The sequence below is a fragment of the Curvibacter cyanobacteriorum genome, from assembly GCF_028649475.1.
In the GTDB taxonomy this organism is placed as follows: domain Bacteria; phylum Pseudomonadota; class Gammaproteobacteria; order Burkholderiales; family Burkholderiaceae_C; genus Curvibacter; species Curvibacter cyanobacteriorum.
This window is the reverse complement of sequence record NZ_JAQSIP010000006.1, coordinates 109,701-129,728: the sequence shown is the minus strand read 5'-3', so window position 1 is coordinate 129,728 and position 20,028 is coordinate 109,701. Positions and strand designations below refer to the sequence as shown.

Here is a 20,028-nt window from a genome sequence, read left to right as displayed (position 1 = left end):
GCGCATGGACGCCACCACCCAAGCCCTCTACGATTTGTCGCCGCTGCTGCAGGTGATGCTGACCGGCGTGCTGGTCGCCTCAGGCCCCCTGCTGTGGTGGTGGTTGCGGCACCGCTCGGCCTCCCCGATGGGGCGCCTGCAGGCCCTGACCGCGGTGACGGTGCTGCTGACCTTTGACCTGATTCTGTTTGGTGCCTTCACGCGCCTGACCGACTCTGGCCTGGGCTGCCCGGACTGGCCCGGCTGCTATGGCCAAGCCAGCCCGGTGGGGGCCAAAGGCGCCATCGCGGCGGCCCAGGAGGCCATGCCCACGGGGCCTGTGACCCACAGCAAGGCCTGGATCGAAATGGTCCACCGCTACCTGGCGACCGGGGTGGGCGTGCTGATCATTGCGCTGCTGGTCATGACCTTCCAGGAAGGTCGGCGCCGGCGGGCCCAGGGGCAGACCCCACCCAAGCTCTTCATTCCGGTGCTGACCCTGGTCTGGGTCTGTGTGCAGGGGGCATTTGGCGCGCTGACCGTGACCATGAAGCTGTTCCCGGCCATCGTGACCCTGCACCTGGCCGGGGGGCTGACCCTGCTGGTGCTGCTGGCCATCCAGTCGGCCCGACTGACCCAGGCACTGACCCCGGTGTCCGTGCAGTTGCCACGCCGCTTGCTGCCCTGGGCCTGGCTGGCCGCCTTGGCGCTGGGCGTGCAGATCTTGCTCGGTGGTTGGGTCAGCACCAATTACGCGGTGCTGGCCTGCACCAGCTTTCCGCAATGCCAGGGCCAATGGTGGCCCGAGATGAACCTGGCTGAGGGCTTCCAGCTCTGGCGGCCGCTGGGGCTGCTGGCCAATGGCGAACACATTTCCTTCGCGGCCCTGACCGGCATCCACTACGTGCACCGCTTGTTTGCGTACGGGGTGTTTGTCCTGCTGGGCTGGCTGGCTTGGCGCTTGCACCAGGTCGCGGGTTTGCGTGGACTGGCCCGTTGGCTCGCGGGCTTGCTGCTGCTACAACTGATCACCGGCCTCAGCAACGTGGTGCTGGGCTGGCCTTTGCTGGCTGCCGTGGCCCACACCGGTGGCGCAGCGGCCCTGGTCCTGGTGCTGACCCGGGTGCTCACGACGCCCTGGGCCCCGATTGATTTCCAAACTGTTCCTCCGAGCGCATCGAGATTGTCCGCATGAGTGTCGCCCCGTCTGTTTCCTACCCCTCCCTGGTGCGGCAGTTCTATGCCTTGACCAAGCCCCGCGTGGTGCAGTTGATCGTCTTCTGCGCCCTGATCGGCATGGTGCTGGCCGTTCCGGGCCTGCCCACGCTGGCGGATGTGCAACTCGCCCTGGTGGCCTGCCTGGGCATCTGGCTGGTGGCCGGCGCCGCGGCGGCCTTCAACTGCCTGGTGGAAAAGGGCATCGACGCGAAGATGAAGCGCACGTCCTGGCGCCCCACCGCGCGCGGTGAACTCAGCGATCGCCAGGCCTTGGTGTTCTCGGCCTTGCTGTGTTCGGCGGGCTCGGTGCTGCTGTACGTGTGGGTCAACCCGCTGACCATGTGGCTGACCTTTGCCACCTTTGTGGGCTACGCGGTGGTCTACACCGTGATCTTGAAGCCGCTGACGCCCCAGAACATCGTGATCGGCGGCGCATCGGGTGCCATGCCGCCGGTGCTGGGCTGGGCCGCCATGACCGGCGATGTGGGCCCCGAGGCCTTGATCCTGTTCCTGATCATCTTCTTGTGGACGCCGCCGCACTTCTGGGCCCTGGCCCTGTACCGGGTCGAGGACTACCGCAAGTCCGGCCTGCCCATGCTGCCGGTCACCCACGGCAATGAGTTCACCCGCTTGCAGGTGCTGCTCTACACCTTCGTGCTGCTGGCCGCCTGCCTGATGCCCTTTGTGTACGGCATGAGCTCGTGGTTTTACCTGGCGGCTGCGGTGGTGCTGAGCCTGGGGTTCATCGGCTATGCCTTCGCGCTGTGGCGCTCGTATTCCGACGAGTTGGCCCGCCGCACCTTCCGCTTTTCATTGATTCACCTGAGCCTGCTGTTTGCGGCGCTGTTGATCGACCACTACCTGTTCTGACCATGCAAAAACGCCCTGTCCTGCGCTTCATCGCCAGTGCCCTGCTCGCCACCACGGCGGCTGCCTTGATGACCGCCTGTGCGCCGGCCAAATCCGACTTCAAGGCGGTGGACATCACCGGGGCCGAGTACGGCCGAGACTTTCGCCTGCCGGACCAAAACGGGCAGGTGCGCAGCCTGGCCGACTTCAAGGGCAAGGCGGTGGTGGTCTTTTTTGGCTACACCCAATGCCCCGATGTCTGCCCCACCACCATGAGCGAGCTGGCCGAGGTGAAGCGCCAACTGGGCCCCGATGGTGATCGGCTGCAAGGCATCTTCATTTCGATCGACCCGGCGCGCGACACGCCCGAGCTGCTGAAGGCCTACATGGTCAATTTTGACCCCAGCTTCATCGCCCTGCGCGCCGAAAGCCCGGAGCAACTGGCGGCCTTGGCCAAGGACTTCAAGATCTATTACAAGAAGGTCGAGGGCAAGACCCCCACCAGCTACACCATGGACCACTCGGCCGGCGCCTACCTGTACGACCCCCAGGGTCGGCTGCGCCTGTTCGCGCGCTATGGGGCGGGTCCTCAGGCCTTGCTGTCGGACCTGAAGATCCTGCTGAAGTCCTCTTGAGATTCAGGCCCGTGGGCGTGTGAACGCCCAGCGGTGCATGGGGCCTGGCGCACGCGCCAGCCGCTGGGCGCCTGCCGCGCACGCGGCCTGGGGGCGTCACCCTCACTCGGTCTTGATGCCCTGGCGCTGCACCACCTCGCCCAGGCTCTTCAGATCGGCCTGAATGCGGTTGGCCAGGCCTTCCGACGACGAACCCACCACCTGCCAGCCTTGCTGGTACAGCTTGGCCCGCACCTCGGGCGAACGGCTGATCTCGCTGACCAGGGCCGACAAGCGCGCCACGATGGGCGCGGGCAGGCTGGCCGGCCCCGCCAGTGCGTCCCAGATTTCGAGGTTGAAGCCCGGCACGCCGGCTTCGCTGAGGCTGGGCACCTCGGGCACCAGGGTGCTGCGGGTGCTGGAGGTCACGGCCACGGCTTGCAGCTTGCCCGCCTTGACCTGGGCCATGGCCAGCCCCGGGGGCAGCAGGGCCAGTTGCAGTTGGCCGCCGATCATGCCGGTGATGACCTGGGGGTTGCCAGGGTAGGGCACATGCACCGCTTCCAGCTTGGCCCGGGCTTTGAGCGCTTCCATGCCGATGTGGGCCACCGTGCCCACGCCAGGGCTGCCGTAGCTCCACTGCGAACCCGCCTGGCGCGCCTGCTCCAGGATCGCCTTGGCGCTCTGGCCATTGGCTTGGGGCAAGGTGGTCAGCACCAGCGGGGCGGTGGCAATCAGGCTGATGGGCGCCAGGTCCTTGAGCGGGTCGTAACCCAGCTTGGGGTTGAGCAGGCGGGCCACCGTCATGTTGCCGTTGATCATCAGGCCCAGCGTGTGCTGGTCGGTGGCTTGGGCCACCACCTGGGCGGCAATGTTGCCGGCAGCACCCACGCGGTTTTCAATGATCACCGCTTGGCCCAAGGCCTTGGACAGGGGTTCGGCCAGGGTGCGCGCCACCAGGTCCGGCGATGAGCCCCCCGGAAAACCCACCACGATGCGCACCGTCTTGCTGGGCCAGCCCGGTGTGGTGGTGTCGGCTTGCGCCAAGGTCGCTGCCGAGCCACTGAGCCAGGCCAGTGTGCTCAACAAGCCTGCTTGCAAGGCGTGGCGGCGGTTCGGGATGAGGGGCATGTCGCGGACTCCGTGAAGGCTGGGGGACGGTCTGAAAATGGTCTGCGCCGAGTGTGCCCCAAACCGGCAGTGCTTGCGCCTCAAGGCGACATCCCAGACCCCCATTGGCCACATCGGGACGAAAAAAAAGCCGGACAAGCCGGCTTGGAAGGAGGGCAAAACCCGGTCAGGCGTACTCGACCAGGGCCTTCTTCATTTTCTTCATGGCCGCCACCTCGATCTGGCGGATGCGCTCCGCACTGACCTTGTATTCGGCGGCCAACTCGTGCAGCGTCATGCCGCCCGAGCCATCGTCGTTGACCTTGAGCCAGCGCTCCTCCACGATGCGGCGGCTGCGCTCGTCCAGGCTGTTCAGGGCGGCGGCGATGCCGTCGCTGGCCAGCACGTCGCGTTGATGCGACTCGATCATGGCGGTCGGTTCATGCGCCGCATCGGCCAGGTAGGCGATGGGGCCAAAGGCTTGCTCGCCATCGTCCGAGGGCGACGGGTCCAACAGCACATCGCCTCCCGACATGCGGGTTTCCATCTCCATCACTTCCTCGCGCTTGACATTGAGCTGCTCGGCCATCATGTCGATCTCGGCGTTGCTCAAGGTGTCGCGGTGGGTCGCGCCGTCTTCCATCGCATCGGTCTTGAAGCCTTGCTTCATCGAGCGCAGGTTGAAGAACAGCTTGCGCTGGGCCTTGGTCGTGGCGACCTTGACCATGCGCCAGTTCTTCAGGATGTATTCGTGGATCTCCGCCTTGATCCAGTGCAGCGCGTAGCTGACCAGCCGCACGCCTTGCTCGGGATCGAAACGCTTGACGGCCTTCATCAGGCCCACATTGCCTTCTTGGATCAAGTCGCCCTGCGGCAAGCCGTAGCCCAGATACTGGCGCGACACCGACACCACCAAGCGCAGGTGGGACAGCACCAGCCGGCCGGCTGCGTCGACGCTGTTGTGGTCACGCAGTTGGCGGGCGTAGGTTTGCTCTTCTTCGAGGGTGAGCATGGGCAGCCGGTTGACCGCCGTGATGTAGGCGTCGAGGTTGCCCAGTGCCGGGACCATGCCCCACGGGTTCACCGGGGCGATGGCCGTGGCATTGACTCCAGTTTGAAATTTCATACCAGAAATCCTTTCCATGAGGCGATATTAGCACTCTCTATGAGTGAGTGCTAAAGGCAAAGTTCCCGACCATTTGCGGCTTGAGGTTGTTGGGGTGGGGCGCCCGTGGACCGCTCGACAGCCCGGCGGTCCGGCGTTTCGGCTGGCTTTGACCTCGGGGCTATCGTCCCGCTGCCCGGTCAGGCGACGGGTCAGGCGGCCAGGGGGGCACATGTGGGCACATGGGGGCTCACGGGGGCGAGTCGTGTGTGGCCGCGCCGAGGTACTGGATGATGAGCCGCCGATCCTCGGCGGACCCGACGCTGTAGTTCATTTGTTGGCCCGGAATCAACGCCTCCGGGTCCCTCAACCATGTCTCCAGGGTGCTGGCGGACCACATCACCGCACTGGCTCGGAGCGCGGCCGAGTAGTCAAAGTGGGGAACCCGACCTGCTTGCCGCCCCATCAGACCACGGTGTAGGGGGCCGACCCGGTGGGCGTCCAACGAATGGCAGCCGCCACACCGTGATTCGTACAGGGCGCGTCCCCGTGACAGCGCCGGGCTGGGCGGTGGCTCCGCCAGGCTGGGGCCCCACCCCGCCAGCAGCGCGAGGATCGTGGCGGCGAGCGGGGCACCTCGGCGCACCGACGGCGACTGGCGGCGTTTCATTTGGAAATGATGTCGCGGTGCATCGGGGCCAGACGGGCCAGCAACTGGTTCTGGGCCGAGAACGGAATCGAGCGCGCGTCCATAGCCCGTTGCAGGTCTTCGACCAGTGCGTTGAAGTGGCTTTTGCGGATGTCCATGTCGGCATGGGCGCTGGCCATGTCAGCGCCCCGGTACTGGCAAGGGCCGCCGGCCACTTGGCAGATCTGTTCGGTCAACTGGCGCTTCAAATTCTCGAGGTTGGCGTTCTTGAAGCTGTCAGCGATGCGCGGGTCCGCCACCAGGCGGTTGACGAAATCATCCATCAACTGGGTGATCCCCGATTTCTCACCCAAGGCTTGGTAGAGCGCGCTGGCATCGGCAGGCTGGCTGGAAGGGGCGGGGTTGGCGGTCATCGCCTGGGCCAGGGTGGCCCCGGAGACAGACCAAAGAAGGGCGGCAACGGCCGTGATGAGGTGGGTTTTCATGGTGTTCAAACTGAGGTGGTGTGGAGGGAGCCCCTGAGCGGTCGGCAAGACCCGCTCAAGGTGCCGAGTCAGAAGGCCCATTGGGTCGACAGGAACAGGCCGCTTTGGCGGCGGTTGCCCGTCACCCCCGGCACCACCCGCCCCAAATCGACGTACGCGGCCGTGATCGAGACGTTCTTGTTGGGCGCCCAGGCGATGAACAGGTCTTTCCAGTGGTCTTGCCGCAGGGCGTTCCCCAGCCCCGCCGCCCGCCCCAGGGCCTCCAGGTTGTTGGGCATGAAGCGGTACTCGGCCCCGATGGCGACGTTCTTGCTCAGCAGGTAGGCGACCGAGAACTCCGGTTGCAGGCTTCGGCTGTTGCGACCGGGCGCGGCCGAACCAAAGCCCAGCAAACCACCTTGGTTGGCATTGGTGTAGCGCAGGGTCGCATTCAACAGAAGGCCTTGGGCCAGCAACAGCTTGGTCGCGGAGGCGTACAGGTCCGTGCCGCTGGTCTTGGCGTTCAAGAAGTCGAGCACCGGGCGAAGGGTGCCGGCGTTGGTGCTTTTGTGTTGCAGGCCGATGGCGATTTGCGGCATCAGCGAGTCGCTGTCGAGCACCGCGTCGCCGGCCACCCTGACCTTGGCGCCCACGATCGTCATCTTGATGTGCTGCCCGTTGGCGACGTTGAAGCCGAGACCATTCAGCGCCACCGCGGGCGATGCGTTGAAGTCTTGCTCGCCAAGCGACAGCTCCAACCGCTCACCGAAGCCGAAAGCGGCGCTGTAGCTGGTCAAGCCATAGTCCCGGGTGTTCAGGCGGCTGACGCTCACGCTGGCGCCGACCTCGTCGGCGGTGGCATTGCTGCCGATCACGGCCCAAGGCGTGATCCCGCCGCCGGCGGCGCCCTCGACCGAGCTCACCCCGCCCGTCAGCAAGAGTTTGCCGGTGTCGGCCCAGGTGGGTCCGGTCGCCAGCGCCCCGGCGGCCAGCAGGGTCAGGCTGTAGATCAAGGGCGGGTGTTTGGTCATCGTTGCGGTCTCCATGGGGGTTGAACATGACGCCTGCCTCAGGCGTCCTTGCTCCACGGATACGGACCGCACGGTGAACTGGATTCAAGCCGCGCGCAAAAAAAGCAAAAAAGAGGGCTTCAAAGCACCTGGTTCGAGATGGCGCCCTTGAACAAGATCGGGCCTTGGGGGCCCCCCGACTCCGGCACGCCCCCTTCCACTTCCAGGCTCAGGGCCAGCACCACCGCCCCCCGGACCTGCTCGCCTCTGGCCGTCAGCACCACGCCCGCGGGGCCTGGCACCAACACGCCGAGTGAGCGTGGCGTCCCCTGCGCGGGGACCGCCCAGAGCTGAAGCGAACGCCCAGCGGGGACGGCTTGACCGCTCAAGTCCTGCAGCCGAAGTTGCAGCGGGGTGTTCGAGGGCGCACCGGCTTGGGGTTCCTCCACCAACGCCAGCCACGCCGGTCGCTGATCGGCGTCCAGCAACAGCGCCAGGGCCTGTGAAGCCCGTGGGGCCTGGGATTGGGCTTGCAAAGCGCTGTCCGTGGCCGTTGACCAAGGTTGCCACCAGGTGATCAAGGCCAGCGACAGGGCCGCGGCGCTGACCCCCTGCCAGACGAACAGCTGGCGCCACCAGGGCAGAGCCGCCGCGTTGCGCGGGGGGGCGGTGTTGAGTTGTCGGCGGGTCCGTTCGAGCTGGGCGGCCTCGCGCTCCAGCCGCAGCGCCAGCTCAATGCGCTGCCAGACCAGATCGGGGGGCGCCACCGCCGGCTGCAGCTCCGTCAGGCCGGCCAAGCGCCCCTGCCATTCGTGAATGGCGCTGCGCACCGCGCTTTGTTGCCGGGCCAGGGCCTCGAATCGACGCCGCGCCCCGCCCCGCATGGTGCCCAGCCCGTAGTCCGCGGCCAGGCGCTGCAACAGGATTTTGTCATGTCCGATATTCACGCCAGACCTCTTCAGTGATCATCAAAAGACGCGCTGCAGCCCTCATTTTTGGCCAGCGCCCATGCACAAGCGGAGTTGCTCCAACCCCCGGCGAATCCAACTCTTGACGGTGCCCAGTGGCAGCTTCAGCTGCTCAGACAGGTCACTGTGGCTGAGCTCACGCAGGTAAGCCAGGCTCAGGACTTCCCGGTGCGGGCCCTTGAGTTGGGCCAGGCACTGGTGCAGCACCCGGGCCTGTTGGCTGGCATCGGCGCACTGGGCCGGATCGAGCGCGTCGCCTTCCAGCGTTTCCTCGGCGGCTTCGTCGAGCGTGTCGGTCACGTGCAGGCGCTCGCTGACCCGGCGGCGCAGCAAGTCCAGCGCGCGGCTGCGGACAATCAGCCCCATCCAGGCCAATGGTGGACTCAGCGTCGCCTCGTAATCGGCGGCCGAGCGCCAGATGCGCAGGAAGCTCTCCTGCAACACGTCCTCGGCCAGTTCGCCGGTGCGGACAATGCGCAGCGCCAGGCCATAGAGCCGGCCAGAGGTCAGGTCGTAGAGCCGCTTGAGCGCGGATTCGTCGCCCTGGGCCACCCGGCCGAGCAAATCGACCAACACGCCTTGTTGTTTTTCATCGGAGAGGGTCATGTCTTGGGGGGGGCCAAAGGCACTCGGAAACCGGTCGGTCAACCGGGGCTCCTTGGCATCTTACCGAAGGGTCGCCAAGTACGCGATCAGGTCATGCCGGGCCCGCGCGTCAGGCACGCTCACATCCATGGCCTGTCCCGGCACCAGGGCCTCCGGGTCGCGCAGCCAAGCATCCAATTGGGACCGGGTCCACACCAGCTGACTCCGGCGCATCGCCGGTGAATACTCAAAATCAGGCACGGTGCCTGCCCGTCGGCCCAACACGCCACGGTGCTTGGGACCGGCGTCATTCGAGTCCACCGCGTGGCAGGCCGCGCAGCGCTCCGCGTAGAGGGCCTGTCCCCGTTGCGCGGCGGCCGACTGCCACCGAGGGGCCGAATCGCGCGCCCCGGAGGGGCTCTCGCTGGCACGGGGCCCGTTTTGGGCGTGCGCCAGCCGCCCTGGCTCTGAGGCACCGGCCAGCCAAAAAAGCCCGGCCAGCACACAGAGGCCAGCCGGGCGAAAGGCCCTGGCGGGCCCCTGAAGAAAACCCTTGGGTCGCATGTCCTCAAGCGCCGAAGCTCAGCGCCTGGGCGGGCAGTGGCTTGCCCAGTGCCGAGATCAAGACCGTGTAGTGCAGGGTTTCGTCCGCCGCCAGCCGTGCGGCCACCTTGGCGAGTTCGCGGTTGCTCAGCGAAGGCAGGACGCCGAGGTAGGCGTTGGTTGCCCCCAATTCAAGACGCGCCGCCAACTCCAGCACATCGGCTTGGTTCTTCAGCGTGTCGGCCTTCAGGGCCATGGCGTACTCATTGAGCTTTTTCTCTGCCACGGGAAGGCCGCCCAGCTTTTGAATGGTGGCCACCAGCGCGTCGCGGTGGGCCTTGTGGTGGCCCTGGAACTGCACGGCCACATCGAGCACGGGCTTCTGCAACAGACCACTGCCCGCGCCCAGTTGGTAGGCATTGATGGCCTCGTGCTCCAGGCCCAGCGCCACATTGAGGATCTGCACGTCCTTGCCGGTGTCGCCCATGGCCCCCTGGGCCAGGGCTTCGCGACCGCCGAGCAGGGCCACGGCCACTGCCGAAAGGGTGGCGCCGGTGCCCAGGAATTGGCGGCGTGCAGGGGTCTTGTGGATCAGGTTCATGGTGATGTCTCGCTGTGTTGGGTGGTTGGAGGCGTCGTGACTCGACGACCTCTGAACCAGGTACGCAGGCACCGACAGGGTTGGATTCATACCCTAGTGTCCCGTGGGGGTATGGGGCGCTGACGGCGTGCCAGGCGGCGCGGGCGACCGCCTGCGCTTGGCCCGTGGCCTGTCAACGGGGCTGGGCGCGCGCTGGCGGCTGTCGGACCTGCAGCGTCAGCACTGGCCCACGGGGGGCGTAAGGGGGCGTAAGGGCGCTTGAGGAGGCGGAGCCCATCCTGGAGGGTTGAGGGGCCACTGGCGGTCGCCCGGCACCGTGCCCTCACCGTGGCGCGCGGGGCTTGGGCGCCGCTCCGCGCAGGCGGCGGACCCGCCCAGTCCAAGGACCGAGCCAACCTGCCCAGTCAAGCGGCCCGGTGAAGCGGTCTGGTGAAGCGGCCCAGTCCGGCGGCCGAGGGCGCAACCCATCGGTACCCGGACCCGGCCCAAAGGCCGCCCGGGCCATCAAGCCAAGCCAAACCCACCGCCCAGCCCCAGGCACCGGAGCGCGGTGGGGGCGGGGCCTGCGACGCCCTCAGAATGCAGTTCAGAGGCGGCTGGCCCGCCCACCGTGGCCAGCCCCGAGCCGGCCCGGGTTCACAGACGGTCAACACGCGCTGCGATCCGGTTGGCACCGGCCAGCATGGTCATCGCTTGGACCTGCTTCGATCAACCGCACCCAAAGGACGACGCTCATGTGCATGGTTTGCAACCCCGGGCTCTTCAGCTTTTTGAAGGAAGGCGCCCAGACCCGACGCCAGTTTTTCCGCACCGGGGCGGCCCTGGCGTCTGCCACCGTGTTGTCGGGTGAGGTGGGGGCGCAGCCGTCGGCGCCTGCTGCGCCCGCCGACGCAGCCGCTGACACCATTTTCCATGGTGGCAGCATCATCACCGTGAACGAAGCACAGCCACAGGTCGAAGCCGTCGCGGTGCGCGGTGGGCGCATCGTGGCCATGGGCTCACGGGCGTCGCTGGACGCGTGGCAAGGCCCCGGCACCCAGATGGTGGCGCTGGGCGACCAGGCTTTGCTGCCCGGGTTTGTGGACCCGCACATGCACTGCGCCTTCGCCATGCTGGATGGCTGGCTGGACCTGGGGCCGTTTGTCAACGCTTCGCTGGGCGAAGCCAAGGCCAAGCTGGTGGCGGCACTGGCCAAGGCCCGGGCCGGCGACTGGGTGATGGGCCAGCTGTACGACCCCACCATCACCGCGGGCGAATGGGACGTGTCGGTTCAGGCGCTGGATGCCCTGGCCCCCGACACGCCGGTCTTCATCCTTGAGGCCAATGGGCACATTGGCCATGTCAACTCGGCGGCCTTCAAGGCCGCCAAGATCAGCAAAGACACCCCCAACCCGCCCCATGGCTTGTTTGTGCGTGACGCGCGCGGTGAGCTGACGGGCGAGGTGCAAGAGTCGGCGGCCATTGGCCGTTTTGCCGTCGTGGCGCCGCACATCTCGGGCCCCGAGTACCTGGCCAATGTGGGGCGGCTGTTCAACATGGCGGCCTCCAAAGGCTGCACCACCTTGCACGACTGTGGCATCGGCAGCTTCGACGCCCAAGGCGATTGGATGGTGATGAAGGCGGCCATGGCGAACAACCCGCCGGTCCGGATGTCGGCTTTCCTGGTGTCCACCGCCATGCCCACCTGGCAAAAGCTCGGCCTCAAGCCTGACCACCACAGCGAAGTCCTGCGCATCAACGGCATCAAGGCCTGGGCGGATGGCACCAACCAGGGGGGCTCGGGGTTCCAGCGCGAGCCCTACCTCCAGGCCGCCTGGAAGAACGGCACCCCCAACTACAGCCAGGCCGAACTCAACGCGGCCGTGCAAGCCGCGCACGACGGGGGCTGGCAGGTGGGCATCCATGCCAACGGCGATGCGGGCATCGACATGGCCCTGAAGGCTTATGAGGCCGCGCAGCAGCGCAACCCGCAAAGCGACCGGCGCCACCGCATCGAGCACTCGACCGTCTGCCACCCCGAGCAGCTCGACGCCATGAAGCGGCTCGGCGTGTCGCCCAGCTTTCTGATCGGGCACGTCTACTACTACGGCGCGGTGTTCCGTGACCAGATCTTTGGCCCTGCCCGCGCCAACCTGATTGACCCCTGCAAGACCGCCCTGGACAAGGGCCTGCGCATTTCTTTGCATTCGGACTACAACTGCCAGCCCATTGCACCGCTGCGCTATGTGCACAACGCGGTCACCCGCCAGATCCGCAACACCACCCAACAGCTCAACCCGGCCGAAGCCATCACGCTGACCCAGGCCCTGCGCGCCGTCACCCTGGATGCCGCGTGGCAGTGCCACATGGACGACCTGGTGGGCTCGATCGAGGTGGGCAAATGCGCGGACTTTGTGGTGCTGGGACGCAACCCCTACACCGTGCCCCCGATGGAGATCCTGAACATCCCGGTGCGCGAAACCTGGCTGGGCGGGGTGCGGCGTCACGCGGCTTGAACCGCGGGCGGTGTGGGGTGGCGTGGGGCGGGCGCTCGGGCCGCGGTCCTGACCCGCCGGCGCCCCCCTTGGTGCTGGGCCCTCAGCCCACGGTTCCGCTCAGTTGCCGCGCTGCCGCCAGCACGTCCTTGACGTAGCGCGCGTCGTAGCGGTGGCTGGGCATGGTCAGGGTCAGCGCGGCCACCACCACGCCCTGGGCGTTGGTCACGGGCGCCGAGATGCCGGCGACCTCCGCCAGCCGGTCGCCCACCGCCGCGAAGTAGCCTTGTTCTCGGATCCGCGCGCACAGCACCTTGTCCTCCTGGCTGAGCACCTGCTGCGCGTCGCCCAAGCCAAAGGCGGTCAGCACCCGCCCCCCCGTGCCCGAGGCCAGGGGCAGCACATCGCCCGCACGGAGGTGGTCCCGAACCGGCTGCGGCGAGTCCACCCGGTACAGGCACAGGCGGGTCTGGTTGGGGGGCTGGCCCTGCCGCACATGGTAGGCCGCGCTCTCGCCCGTGCGCTCCACCAGCCCACGCAGCACCGGTAACACCACGCGGTCCAGCGAAAAATGGGCGGCATAAATGGCGTGCAGGCGCGCCACTTCCATGCCGAGCGCGTAGTGCCCGTCGGGCAGGCGTTCGACCAGGCGCGCGTGTTCCAGCGAGGCCAGCAAACGCAACACAGTGCTTTTGTAGAGCCGGGTGCGCTCGGCCAGCGTCGCCAGCGACAAGGCCGCATCGCCAGGGCGAAACGCCGCCAGCAGCGTCAGCGCCCGGTCGACGGCGGCGGCGCCACCCGGCGCACTCGACTCATCGGCCACGGAGCGTGTTGGGGATTTTCGGGGCATGGTCAGACCTTTCCGCAGGGCCTCCCCGCACCTTGACGGTGCCGGTGACTTGGGTCTAAATTCTAATAAACAGATTTTTATTCTATCTTTCAGAATTTAAAAAGCACCCCCTCACCATGTCAGCTGTCATTTCAAAGCGATCCACCGAGGCGGTGTTGATCAGCGAGGTGGGCCCACGCGATGGCCTTCAGTCGGTGGCTGCGACCATGCCCACCGCACACAAACGGGCCTGGATCGACGCGCTGGTGGCCGCCGGGCTGCGGGAGATCGAGGTGGCCTCGTTCGTCCCCGCCCGCCTGCTGCCCCAGATGGCCGATGCCGCCGAGGTGGTGCGGCACGCCGTGACCCATGCCGGGGTTTGCATCATGGCCCTGGTGCCCAACCGGCACGGTGCCGAGGCAGCGCTGCGCGCCGGGGCCCACAAGCTGACCTTGCCTGTCTCGGCCAGTGAGGCCCACTCGCAGGCCAATGTGCGCAAGACCCGCGAGCAGATGGTTGACGAGGTGCGCGCCGTGGCCCGTCTGCGCGATGAAATCGCCCCCCAGGTGCCCCTGGAGGTGGGCCTGTCGACCGCCTTTGGCTGCACCCTCCAGGGCCCGGTGGCCGAAGACGACGTGATCTGGCTGGCCGAGGCCTGTGTGCAGGCCGGCGCCCACGAGGTGGGCTTGTCCGACACCACGGGCATGGCCAACCCGGCCCAAGTCAAACGCCTGTTCACGCGCCTGCAGGCCGCCGTGGGCTCGCACGCAGGTGCCGCCCACCTGCACAACACCCGCGGTCTGGGGCTGGCCAATTGCCTGGCCGCTTACGAGGCGGGCGTGCGCACCTTTGACGCGTCGCTGGGCGGGCTGGGGGGGTGTCCGTATGCGCCCGGCGCCAGTGGCAATGTGGTCACGGAGGACCTGGTGTTCATGTTCGAGGCCATGGGCATCGACACCGGCATCGACCTGCCCCGTCTGTTCGCCGCCCGACAGGCCCTGCGCGAAGGCCTGCCCGGTGAGCCCTTGTACGGCATGACCCCCGAGGCCGGGCTGCCCAAGGGCTGGCCTTCGTCCGCCCTCCCATTCAACAAGGCCCTCGCATGAGCATGGCACACCCACCCACCCCCAACGCTGCGTCCATGGGGGCGACCCCTTCGGGCTCCCAGACCACCCCACCGAACGCGCCAAACTTGCCGTACGCCGGCGTGCGCGTGGTCGAATTCACCCACATGGTCATGGGCCCCACCTGCGGCATGGTGCTGGCCGACCTGGGGGCCGAGGTCATCAAGGTCGAGCCCATCGAGGGCGACAGCACCCGCCACCTGCTGGGCTCGGGCGCGGGCTTTTTCCCGATGTTCAACCGCAACAAGAAGAGCCTCGCGCTGGACCTGAAATCCGCCGAGGGCCGGGAGGTGGCGCTCAAGTTGCTGGCCACAGCCGACATCGTGAGTGAGAACTTCCGCCCCGGCACCATGGACAAGCTGGGCCTTGGCTACGAGGTGCTGTCCCAACTCAACCCGCGCCTCATCTGCGTCAGCCACAAGGGCTTTTTGCCGGGCCCCTACGAACACCGCACCGCGCTTGACGAGGTGGTGCAGATGATGGGGGGCCTGGCCTACATGACCGGGCGCGAGGGCGACCCGCTGCGGGCTGGCGCCAGTGTCAACGACATCATGGGCGGCATGTTCGGTGCCATCGGGGCCATGGCGGCGCTCGCGCAACGCGAGCAAACCGGCCGGGGGCAGGCGGTGCAGTCGGCGCTGTTCGAGAACAATGTGTTCTTGGTGGCCCAGCACATGATGCAGTTCGCAGTCACTGGCCAGCCCGCCGCCCCCATGCCCAACCGCATCTCGGCCTGGGCCATCTACGACGTGTTCAAGGTCCGGGACGGGGAGCAGATCTTCTTGGCCGTGGTCAGCGACACCGCGTGGGCGGCTTTCTGTGACGCCTTCGACCTGGCCGACTTGCACGCCGATGCCCGCTTGGGCAGCAACAACGACCGTGTCCGGGCCCGCGAGTGGCTGATCCCCATCCTGCGCGAACGCCTGGCGCCTCACCCCGCGTCAGAGATTGCGCGCCGGTTTGAGGCACGGGGCTTGCCCTTTGCCCCCATCACCAAACCGCACGAACTGCTGGACGACCCGCACCTGCAGGCCACCGGCACCCTGGCCCCGATCACCCTGCCCGACGGTCGGCCCAGCCAGGCGGTGTTGCTGCCCCTGACCCTGGGCCAGGGCCGACCCGGCATTCGCCTGAACCCCCCTCGCCTGGGGGAACACAGCCTCGCCCTGCTGCAGTCGCTGGGCTACACCGAGGCGGAAGTGGCGTCGCTGTGCGCCCGCGGGGTGGTGGCTGGCGAGGCGCAGACGCCACCGGGTTGAACGGCGGCGTCCCAACACCACGGGCCTGTCGGTGGCAGCGCCTGCCGTGGCTCAGCGCCCTGGCGCCGTCACCACGTCGCGGTACATCGGCGCCAGGATGGCCAGCAGGCGGTTTTGCTGGCGGAAGGGAATGCCTTCCTGGTCCATGGCCTGTTGCAGGTCCTCGACCAGGGCGTTGAAGTGCCCCATGTTGAGCTTCAGGTCTTCATGGCCTGCCCGCATCGGGTTGCCTTCGTAGCGGCACGGGCCACCCGAGAGTTCGCAGATCTGGTCCGTCAGTTGCTCGCGCAGGTTCTTGAGGTTGGTGTCCTTGAACTTGTCGGCGATGCGCGGGTTCTGGGTGCTGCGCTGCACCAGGCCGTCGACCACGCGGCGGATGCCGTCTTTCTCGCCAAGCGCCTGGTACAGCGAGGCGTCGGCCGCTTTGGGCGGTGTGTAGCGGTCTTGCGCCACGGCGGACGACGGCAGCACCAGGGCGGCGCTGGCCCACAAGGCCAGGCAAGCGATGGGTTTGAGTGTCATGGGCGTTTTCAGGGCTGGAGGGGGTGAACAGGACCGGGCGTGGCGGCACAAGCTGGGCGCGGGGCGCAAGGGGCTTCACATCCGGGGCGCATGGGGTGCCCGATCTCAATAGGCCACTTGGCCGGACACATAGAAGCCGCGTTGTTTGCGGCCCCCGGTGATGCCCGGGACGATGCGACCCAGGTCCACATAGGCGCCGGTCAGCGACACATTCTTGCTCGGTGCCCAGGCAATGAAGATGTCCTTCCAGTCGTCTTGCTTCAAACCGTTGCCCAGGCCGGCCGCCTGGCCCAGGGCCTCGAGGTTGTTGGGCATGAAGCGGTATTCCGCCCCGATCGCCAAGTCCCGGCGCAGCAGGTAGGCCACGGCCAGTTCGGGGTTCAGGCTGCGGCTGTTGCGGCCCGGGGCCGCCGAGCCAAAGCCCAGCAGACCGCCCTGGTTGGCGTTGGTGTAGCGCACGGTGGCATTGAGCAGCAGGCCGTATTCCAGCAGCACTTTGGTGGCGGCCACATACACATCGGTGCCCGCGGTTTTGGCCCCCAAAAAGTCGAGCACAGGCTTGATCGAACCCGCCTGGGTGCGCTTGTACTGCACGCCCACCGACACCTCAGGCAGCCAGTGGTCGGCGTCGAGCACCGCGTTGCCCAGCAGGTGCAGCTTGGCACCCACGACGTCCATCTTGAGGTGCGGGTCGTTGGTGACGCCAAAGCCCAGCGCGTTGAGCGCGGTGGCGGGTTGGGCCGACAGGTCCTGGCGTCCCAGCGACAGTTCCAGCGTGTTCTTGAGGTTCAGGGTCACCCCGTAGGCGCTGAGCCCGTAGTCCGAGGTGGACAGTCGGCTCAGGTGGGCGCTGGCACCAACCTCGCCGTCGGTGGCCTGGGTGCCCAGCACCGCCCACGGCGTGATGCCACCGCCCGCACTGCCTTCGACCGACGACACACCGCCGGTCAACAGCAGCTTGCCGGTGTCGGCCAGGGCCGGCCCAGCAACCCAGCCCGACACCAGAGCCGTGCTTAAAAACACTTTGACGCAGGACGCTCGGAGGGGGCTCATAAGCTGACAAGTTGTGACACAGATGACCCATTCTTACGCAAAAACCGCCTCGAGTCAGCCTCCAAACCCCCAAAGGGCGGCTGGTTGTCCCGGGGCCCGTCCCCGTTCCCCAGCCTTGCGAAGCGGGCGTCCGCCAGCCGCCTCTGGCGATCAGGGCAGGGGGGTGGGGTTGGCCAGGTAGGCTTTGGAATAGGTCTGGAACTGGCCGCCGTCGGTCTGGATGGTGGTCTGGGCCGACTGGCCCGGGCTGAACACCACGCCCACGCCGCCGGCCGCCACCAGCTGGGCCGGGTGGGTCAGGAAGTAGCGCACGCGGTTGTCGCGCCACGGGCTGGTGGTGCTGGGGCTGGCGGCGGGCACGCCCAGCGGGGTTTGCCACCACAGCAGGGGGCGGCCCAGCCCCTGGAAGTAACTGTTGGCCAGCGCAAAGTGCTCGTTGAAGGTGGGGGAGGTGGTGTTGGTTTCGTCCCAGTACCAGTTGCGGCCGGCGCGGGTGCATTCGCCCAGCACCGAGCGGGCTTCAAAACAACCGGCATCGCGGTCCAGCGTCTGCATGACGACAAAGTCCGCCTGGTCTGCCCCGAGCTTTTTCATGTAGGCCACCTCGGTGGGGCGCAGGTCCTCGAACAACGAGGGCGGAAAGCCCACATAGGCTTGGGGCGCGATCTTGCGTGCGCTCTGCATCAAGCAGGCGGCCATGCCGGCCACGGTGTTGGGCAGGCTGGCGCAGTCGGGGTTGATGTTGACGTAGGCCAGCATTTGGGTCGGGTCCGCGTTGACCCGCTGGGCGTAGCCCCAAAAGTCGGGTTCCAGGTTGACCAGGGCGGGTTTGCCGTAGTTCGCCAGCAACTGGAACAACAGCCGCGCGTTGTTCCAGTAGTCGGTCATGTAGGTGGTGTCGGCCAGGCCGGTCAGCACGCCATCGCCGCGCGTGGCCATTTGGTAGAGCGTGAACATCGGCACCGCGCCCAACTGGTCGGCACGTTGCGCCACCAGCGTCACATAGGCCCCGGACGGGCTGTTCCAGCTCGGCCACGAACTGGGCCCCACGCCGACCAGGTACTGGTCGTAGATGTCCGGCAACAGGCCCTGGGCCTGGATGGGGGCCACGTTGACCGTGCCCAGGCCCACCAGCAGGCGCTGACTGCGCCCCAAGGCCTTGGCCAGCACCCCGGCACGCTGGGCCAAGGGGGCTTGCTGGATGGCGGTGTGGCCATCGACAGTGGTGGTGGTGCCTGTGTCGGTGCTGGTCCCGGTGCCCGACCCGCTGCCCGAGCTGGCGCCAGACCCCGAACCCGAACTGGACCCCGAACCCGAAGTGTCGGTCGAGGACCCGCTGCTGCCCGTGCCTGCGCCCGAGCTGCTGGCGCTGCTCGACCCACTGCTGGCACTGGTGCTGCTGCCGCCCCCGCCCCCTCCGCCACAGGCCGTGGCCAGCAACAGGCTGCTCAATGCCAGCAGGCGCCAGCCGGAGAGGAGGGGAGAGGGCTTGAATTTCATGCCGGTGAGTCTACTGAAAGCGCCGCTCGGCGAAACGCTCGGGGACAGGAAGTCAGGGGTATTGGGGGCGAAGGCGGGGGCCGGCCCCGCTTTGGCGCCGACGGCAACCGGCCGCAGGCATGAAAAAGCCCGCCGAGGGGCGGGCTGTGGCGGGCCAGGTGCCCTGGCCGGGCGGCGGCCGGCGGGTGCCCGCGTCAGGGCCTGCCGGGGCCCCGGCCGGCTTGGCCTCAGGACAGCAAGGCCTGGGCGAACTCGCGGGCGTTGAAGGTTTCCAGGTCTTCCAGCTTTTCACCCACCCCAATGAAGTACACCGGAATGGGGCGCTCTTGGGCGATGGCGGCCAGCACGCCACCCTTGGCCGTGCCATCGAGCTTGGTGACGATCAGGCCGGTGAGGCCCAGGGCGTCGTCAAAGGCGCGCACCTGGGCCAGTGCGTTCTGCCCGGTGTTGCCGTCGATGACCAGCAGCACCTCGTGCGGCGCGGTGCTGTCGGCCTTGGTGACCACGCGCTTGATCTTCTTCAGCTCCTCCATGAGGTGCAGCTGGGTGGGCAGGCGGCCCGCCGTGTCGACCAGCACCACGTCCTTGCCGCGCGCCTTGCCGGCGGTCACCGCGTCAAAGCTGACCGCCGCGGGGTCGCCACCTTCCTGGCTGACGATTTCGACCGTGTTGCGGTCGGCCCAGACCCCCAGCTGTTCACGCGCTGCCGCCCGGAAGGTGTCGGCCGCGGCCAGCAGCACGGCGGCGCCCTCGTTGGCCAGGTGCTTGGTCAGCTTGCCGATCGAGGTGGTTTTGCCCGCGCCGTTGACACCGGCCACCATGATCACGGTCGGCGTGAACTCGCCGATCACCAGCGACTTTTCGAGCGGCCGCAGCAGGTCGGCAATCGCCTCGGCCAGCAAGGCCTTGACGGCGGCGGGTTCTGTCGTCTTGTGCTCCTTGACGCGGCGCTTGAGGTCCTTGAGCAGGTGCTCGGTGGCCTTGACGCCGGTGTCGGCCATCAGCAGCGCTTCTTCGAGTTCTTCGTAGAGCGCGTCGTCGATCTGGGTGCCCGTGAACACCTGGGCCAGGCTCGACCCGGTCTTGCGCAGACCGGCCTTCAGGCGGTCCAGCCAGCCCTGGCGGGCCGCGGGTGCCGGCGCGGCCACGGGGGCAGGCACCGCCGGGACCGGGGCCGGGACCGGTGCGACGGGCGGGGCTTTCGGGGCCATGGCGGGTGCCGCGACAGGTGCTGCGACGGGCGCGGCCACCGGGGCTGCCGGCCGTGCGGGGGGCGCCACCGGCACGGCGGCAGGGGCCGACGTTGCGCTGGCCACCGGCGCGGCGGAGGGCGTCGCGGTCACCGTGGGTGCGGGCGGGGCGGTGGGCAGGCTGGGGGCCGCAGGGGTGACCGGCGCCACCGGGGGGGTTGGGGCAGGGGCGGCCACGGGCACCGCGGCGGGGGCGCCGGGCACGGTTGGGGGCAGGCTGACCGGGGCCGCCACCGGGGTCGCGGTAGGGGTCGCGGCAGGGGCGGCCACCGGGGCGGGAGGGGCTTCAGCGGCGGGGGCCGGCGTCGGCGCGCTGCTCTTG

19 protein-coding genes are annotated in these 20,028 nt (G+C 67.8%); 6 read left to right on the top strand and 13 right to left on the bottom strand.

The window, feature by feature from the left end; all coding sequences use genetic code 11:
• Positions 1-4 precede the first annotated feature (4 nt).
• From PSQ40_RS13950 to PSQ40_RS13940, 3 genes are read left to right on the top strand one after another with little or no spacing between them, the layout of a single operon-like run.
• Positions 5-1,174 carry a COX15/CtaA family protein gene (locus PSQ40_RS13950; RefSeq protein WP_273952152.1) on the top strand — a complete coding sequence of 390 codons (1,170 nt, stop codon included), beginning with the start codon at positions 5-7 and terminating at the stop codon, positions 1,172-1,174.
• Positions 1,171-2,067: a heme o synthase gene (gene cyoE / locus PSQ40_RS13945; RefSeq protein ID WP_273952151.1), complete on the top strand. Its 897-nt coding sequence runs from the start codon at positions 1,171-1,173 to the stop codon at positions 2,065-2,067. Before PSQ40_RS13950 ends, cyoE begins: the two co-directional genes overlap by 4 nt.
• 2 nt (positions 2,068-2,069) lie before the next feature.
• A complete protein-coding gene (locus PSQ40_RS13940) occupies positions 2,070-2,681 on the top strand; it encodes an SCO family protein (RefSeq protein ID WP_273952150.1) in 612 nt (203 codons plus the stop codon).
• Between the two features lie 102 nt (positions 2,682-2,783).
• Here PSQ40_RS13940 and PSQ40_RS13935 read toward each other — a convergent pair whose 3' ends face one another.
• The 8 genes from PSQ40_RS13935 to PSQ40_RS13900 form a co-directional block, all read right to left on the bottom strand.
• A complete protein-coding gene (locus PSQ40_RS13935) occupies positions 2,784-3,791 on the bottom strand; it encodes a Bug family tripartite tricarboxylate transporter substrate binding protein (RefSeq protein ID WP_273952149.1) in 1,008 nt (335 codons plus the stop codon).
• A 166-nt stretch (positions 3,792-3,957) separates the two neighbouring features.
• Positions 3,958-4,896 carry an RNA polymerase sigma factor RpoH gene (gene rpoH / locus PSQ40_RS13930; protein ID WP_273952148.1) on the bottom strand — a complete coding sequence of 313 codons (939 nt, stop codon included), beginning with the start codon at positions 4,894-4,896 and terminating at the stop codon, positions 3,958-3,960.
• A 645-nt stretch (positions 4,897-5,541) separates the two neighbouring features.
• Positions 5,542-6,009, bottom strand: coding sequence for a group I truncated hemoglobin (locus tag PSQ40_RS13925; RefSeq protein ID WP_409338594.1), 468 nt, complete (start codon positions 6,007-6,009; stop codon positions 5,542-5,544).
• 68 nt (positions 6,010-6,077) lie between these two features.
• Positions 6,078-7,019, bottom strand: a complete 942-nt coding sequence (locus PSQ40_RS13920; protein WP_273952147.1) for a DUF3034 family protein — start codon at positions 7,017-7,019, stop codon at positions 6,078-6,080.
• Between the two features lie 119 nt (positions 7,020-7,138).
• A complete protein-coding gene (locus tag PSQ40_RS13915) occupies positions 7,139-7,945 on the bottom strand; it encodes an anti-sigma factor (RefSeq protein ID WP_273952146.1) in 807 nt (268 codons plus the stop codon).
• Positions 7,946-7,987: 42 nt separating this feature from the next.
• Positions 7,988-8,572, bottom strand: coding sequence for an RNA polymerase sigma factor (locus tag PSQ40_RS13910; protein ID WP_273952145.1), 585 nt, complete (start codon positions 8,570-8,572; stop codon positions 7,988-7,990).
• A gap of 60 nt (positions 8,573-8,632) precedes the next feature.
• Complete coding sequence (locus tag PSQ40_RS13905) at positions 8,633-9,115, bottom strand: c-type cytochrome (RefSeq protein WP_273952144.1); 483 nt, start codon at positions 9,113-9,115, stop codon at positions 8,633-8,635.
• A 4-nt stretch (positions 9,116-9,119) separates the two neighbouring features.
• A complete protein-coding gene (locus tag PSQ40_RS13900; protein WP_273952143.1) occupies positions 9,120-9,695 on the bottom strand; it encodes a ferritin-like domain-containing protein in 576 nt (191 codons plus the stop codon).
• A gap of 734 nt (positions 9,696-10,429) precedes the next feature.
• Here PSQ40_RS13900 and PSQ40_RS13895 point away from each other — a divergent pair.
• A complete protein-coding gene (locus PSQ40_RS13895) occupies positions 10,430-12,190 on the top strand; it encodes an amidohydrolase (RefSeq protein ID WP_273952142.1) in 1,761 nt (586 codons plus the stop codon).
• An 82-nt stretch (positions 12,191-12,272) separates the two neighbouring features.
• Here PSQ40_RS13895 and PSQ40_RS13890 read toward each other — a convergent pair whose 3' ends face one another.
• Positions 12,273-13,019 carry an IclR family transcriptional regulator gene (locus PSQ40_RS13890; RefSeq protein WP_273952141.1) on the bottom strand — a complete coding sequence of 249 codons (747 nt, stop codon included), beginning with the start codon at positions 13,017-13,019 and terminating at the stop codon, positions 12,273-12,275.
• A 116-nt stretch (positions 13,020-13,135) separates the two neighbouring features.
• Between PSQ40_RS13890 and PSQ40_RS13885 the strand changes: the two genes are divergently transcribed.
• Positions 13,136-14,104 (top strand): hydroxymethylglutaryl-CoA lyase, encoded by a 969-nt coding sequence (locus PSQ40_RS13885; protein ID WP_273952140.1) that lies wholly within the window; start codon positions 13,136-13,138, stop codon positions 14,102-14,104.
• Between the two features lie 35 nt (positions 14,105-14,139).
• A complete protein-coding gene (locus PSQ40_RS13880; protein WP_337961834.1) occupies positions 14,140-15,381 on the top strand; it encodes a CaiB/BaiF CoA transferase family protein in 1,242 nt (413 codons plus the stop codon).
• A 51-nt stretch (positions 15,382-15,432) separates the two neighbouring features.
• On the opposite strand, the gene PSQ40_RS13875 is transcribed toward PSQ40_RS13880, so the two are convergent.
• From PSQ40_RS13875 to ftsY, 4 genes are all read right to left on the bottom strand, one after another.
• Complete coding sequence (locus PSQ40_RS13875; RefSeq protein ID WP_273952139.1) at positions 15,433-15,903, bottom strand: group I truncated hemoglobin; 471 nt, start codon at positions 15,901-15,903, stop codon at positions 15,433-15,435.
• 105 nt (positions 15,904-16,008) lie between these two features.
• A complete protein-coding gene (locus tag PSQ40_RS13870) occupies positions 16,009-16,956 on the bottom strand; it encodes a DUF3034 family protein (RefSeq protein WP_273952138.1) in 948 nt (315 codons plus the stop codon).
• A gap of 150 nt (positions 16,957-17,106) precedes the next feature.
• Positions 17,107-18,456 carry a hypothetical protein gene (locus PSQ40_RS13865; protein ID WP_273952137.1) on the bottom strand — a complete coding sequence of 450 codons (1,350 nt, stop codon included), beginning with the start codon at positions 18,454-18,456 and terminating at the stop codon, positions 17,107-17,109.
• Between the two features lie 227 nt (positions 18,457-18,683).
• Positions 18,684-19,826 carry a signal recognition particle-docking protein FtsY gene (gene ftsY / locus PSQ40_RS13860; RefSeq protein ID WP_409338597.1) on the bottom strand — a complete coding sequence of 381 codons (1,143 nt, stop codon included), beginning with the start codon at positions 19,824-19,826 and terminating at the stop codon, positions 18,684-18,686.
• Between the last annotated feature and the right edge of the window lie 202 nt (positions 19,827-20,028).

Excerpts from the sequence above, each read along its gene's own strand:
- PSQ40_RS13950 (WP_273952152.1), top strand. The coding sequence starts at position 5 with ATGGACGCCACCACCCAAGCCCTCTACGATTTGTCGCCGCTGCTGCAG.
- cyoE (WP_273952151.1), top strand. The coding sequence starts at position 1,171 with ATGAGTGTCGCCCCGTCTGTTTCCTACCCCTCCCTGGTGCGGCAGTTC.
- PSQ40_RS13940 (WP_273952150.1), top strand. The coding sequence starts at position 2,070 with ATGCAAAAACGCCCTGTCCTGCGCTTCATCGCCAGTGCCCTGCTCGCC.
- PSQ40_RS13935 (WP_273952149.1), bottom strand. The coding sequence starts at position 3,791 with ATGCCCCTCATCCCGAACCGCCGCCACGCCTTGCAAGCAGGCTTGTTG.
- rpoH (WP_273952148.1), bottom strand. The coding sequence starts at position 4,896 with ATGAAATTTCAAACTGGAGTCAATGCCACGGCCATCGCCCCGGTGAAC.
- PSQ40_RS13925 (WP_409338594.1), bottom strand. The coding sequence starts at position 6,009 with ATGAAAACCCACCTCATCACGGCCGTTGCCGCCCTTCTTTGGTCTGTC.
- PSQ40_RS13920 (WP_273952147.1), bottom strand. The coding sequence starts at position 7,019 with ATGACCAAACACCCGCCCTTGATCTACAGCCTGACCCTGCTGGCCGCC.
- PSQ40_RS13910 (WP_273952145.1), bottom strand. The coding sequence starts at position 8,572 with ATGACCCTCTCCGATGAAAAACAACAAGGCGTGTTGGTCGATTTGCTC.
- PSQ40_RS13905 (WP_273952144.1), bottom strand. The coding sequence starts at position 9,115 with ATGCGACCCAAGGGTTTTCTTCAGGGGCCCGCCAGGGCCTTTCGCCCG.
- PSQ40_RS13900 (WP_273952143.1), bottom strand. The coding sequence starts at position 9,695 with ATGAACCTGATCCACAAGACCCCTGCACGCCGCCAATTCCTGGGCACC.
- PSQ40_RS13895 (WP_273952142.1), top strand. The coding sequence starts at position 10,430 with ATGTGCATGGTTTGCAACCCCGGGCTCTTCAGCTTTTTGAAGGAAGGC.
- PSQ40_RS13890 (WP_273952141.1), bottom strand. The coding sequence starts at position 13,019 with ATGCCCCGAAAATCCCCAACACGCTCCGTGGCCGATGAGTCGAGTGCG.
- PSQ40_RS13885 (WP_273952140.1), top strand. The coding sequence starts at position 13,136 with ATGTCAGCTGTCATTTCAAAGCGATCCACCGAGGCGGTGTTGATCAGC.
- PSQ40_RS13880 (WP_337961834.1), top strand. The coding sequence starts at position 14,140 with ATGGGGGCGACCCCTTCGGGCTCCCAGACCACCCCACCGAACGCGCCA.
- PSQ40_RS13875 (WP_273952139.1), bottom strand. The coding sequence starts at position 15,903 with ATGACACTCAAACCCATCGCTTGCCTGGCCTTGTGGGCCAGCGCCGCC.
- PSQ40_RS13870 (WP_273952138.1), bottom strand. The coding sequence starts at position 16,956 with ATGAGCCCCCTCCGAGCGTCCTGCGTCAAAGTGTTTTTAAGCACGGCT.
- PSQ40_RS13865 (WP_273952137.1), bottom strand. The coding sequence starts at position 18,456 with ATGAAATTCAAGCCCTCTCCCCTCCTCTCCGGCTGGCGCCTGCTGGCA.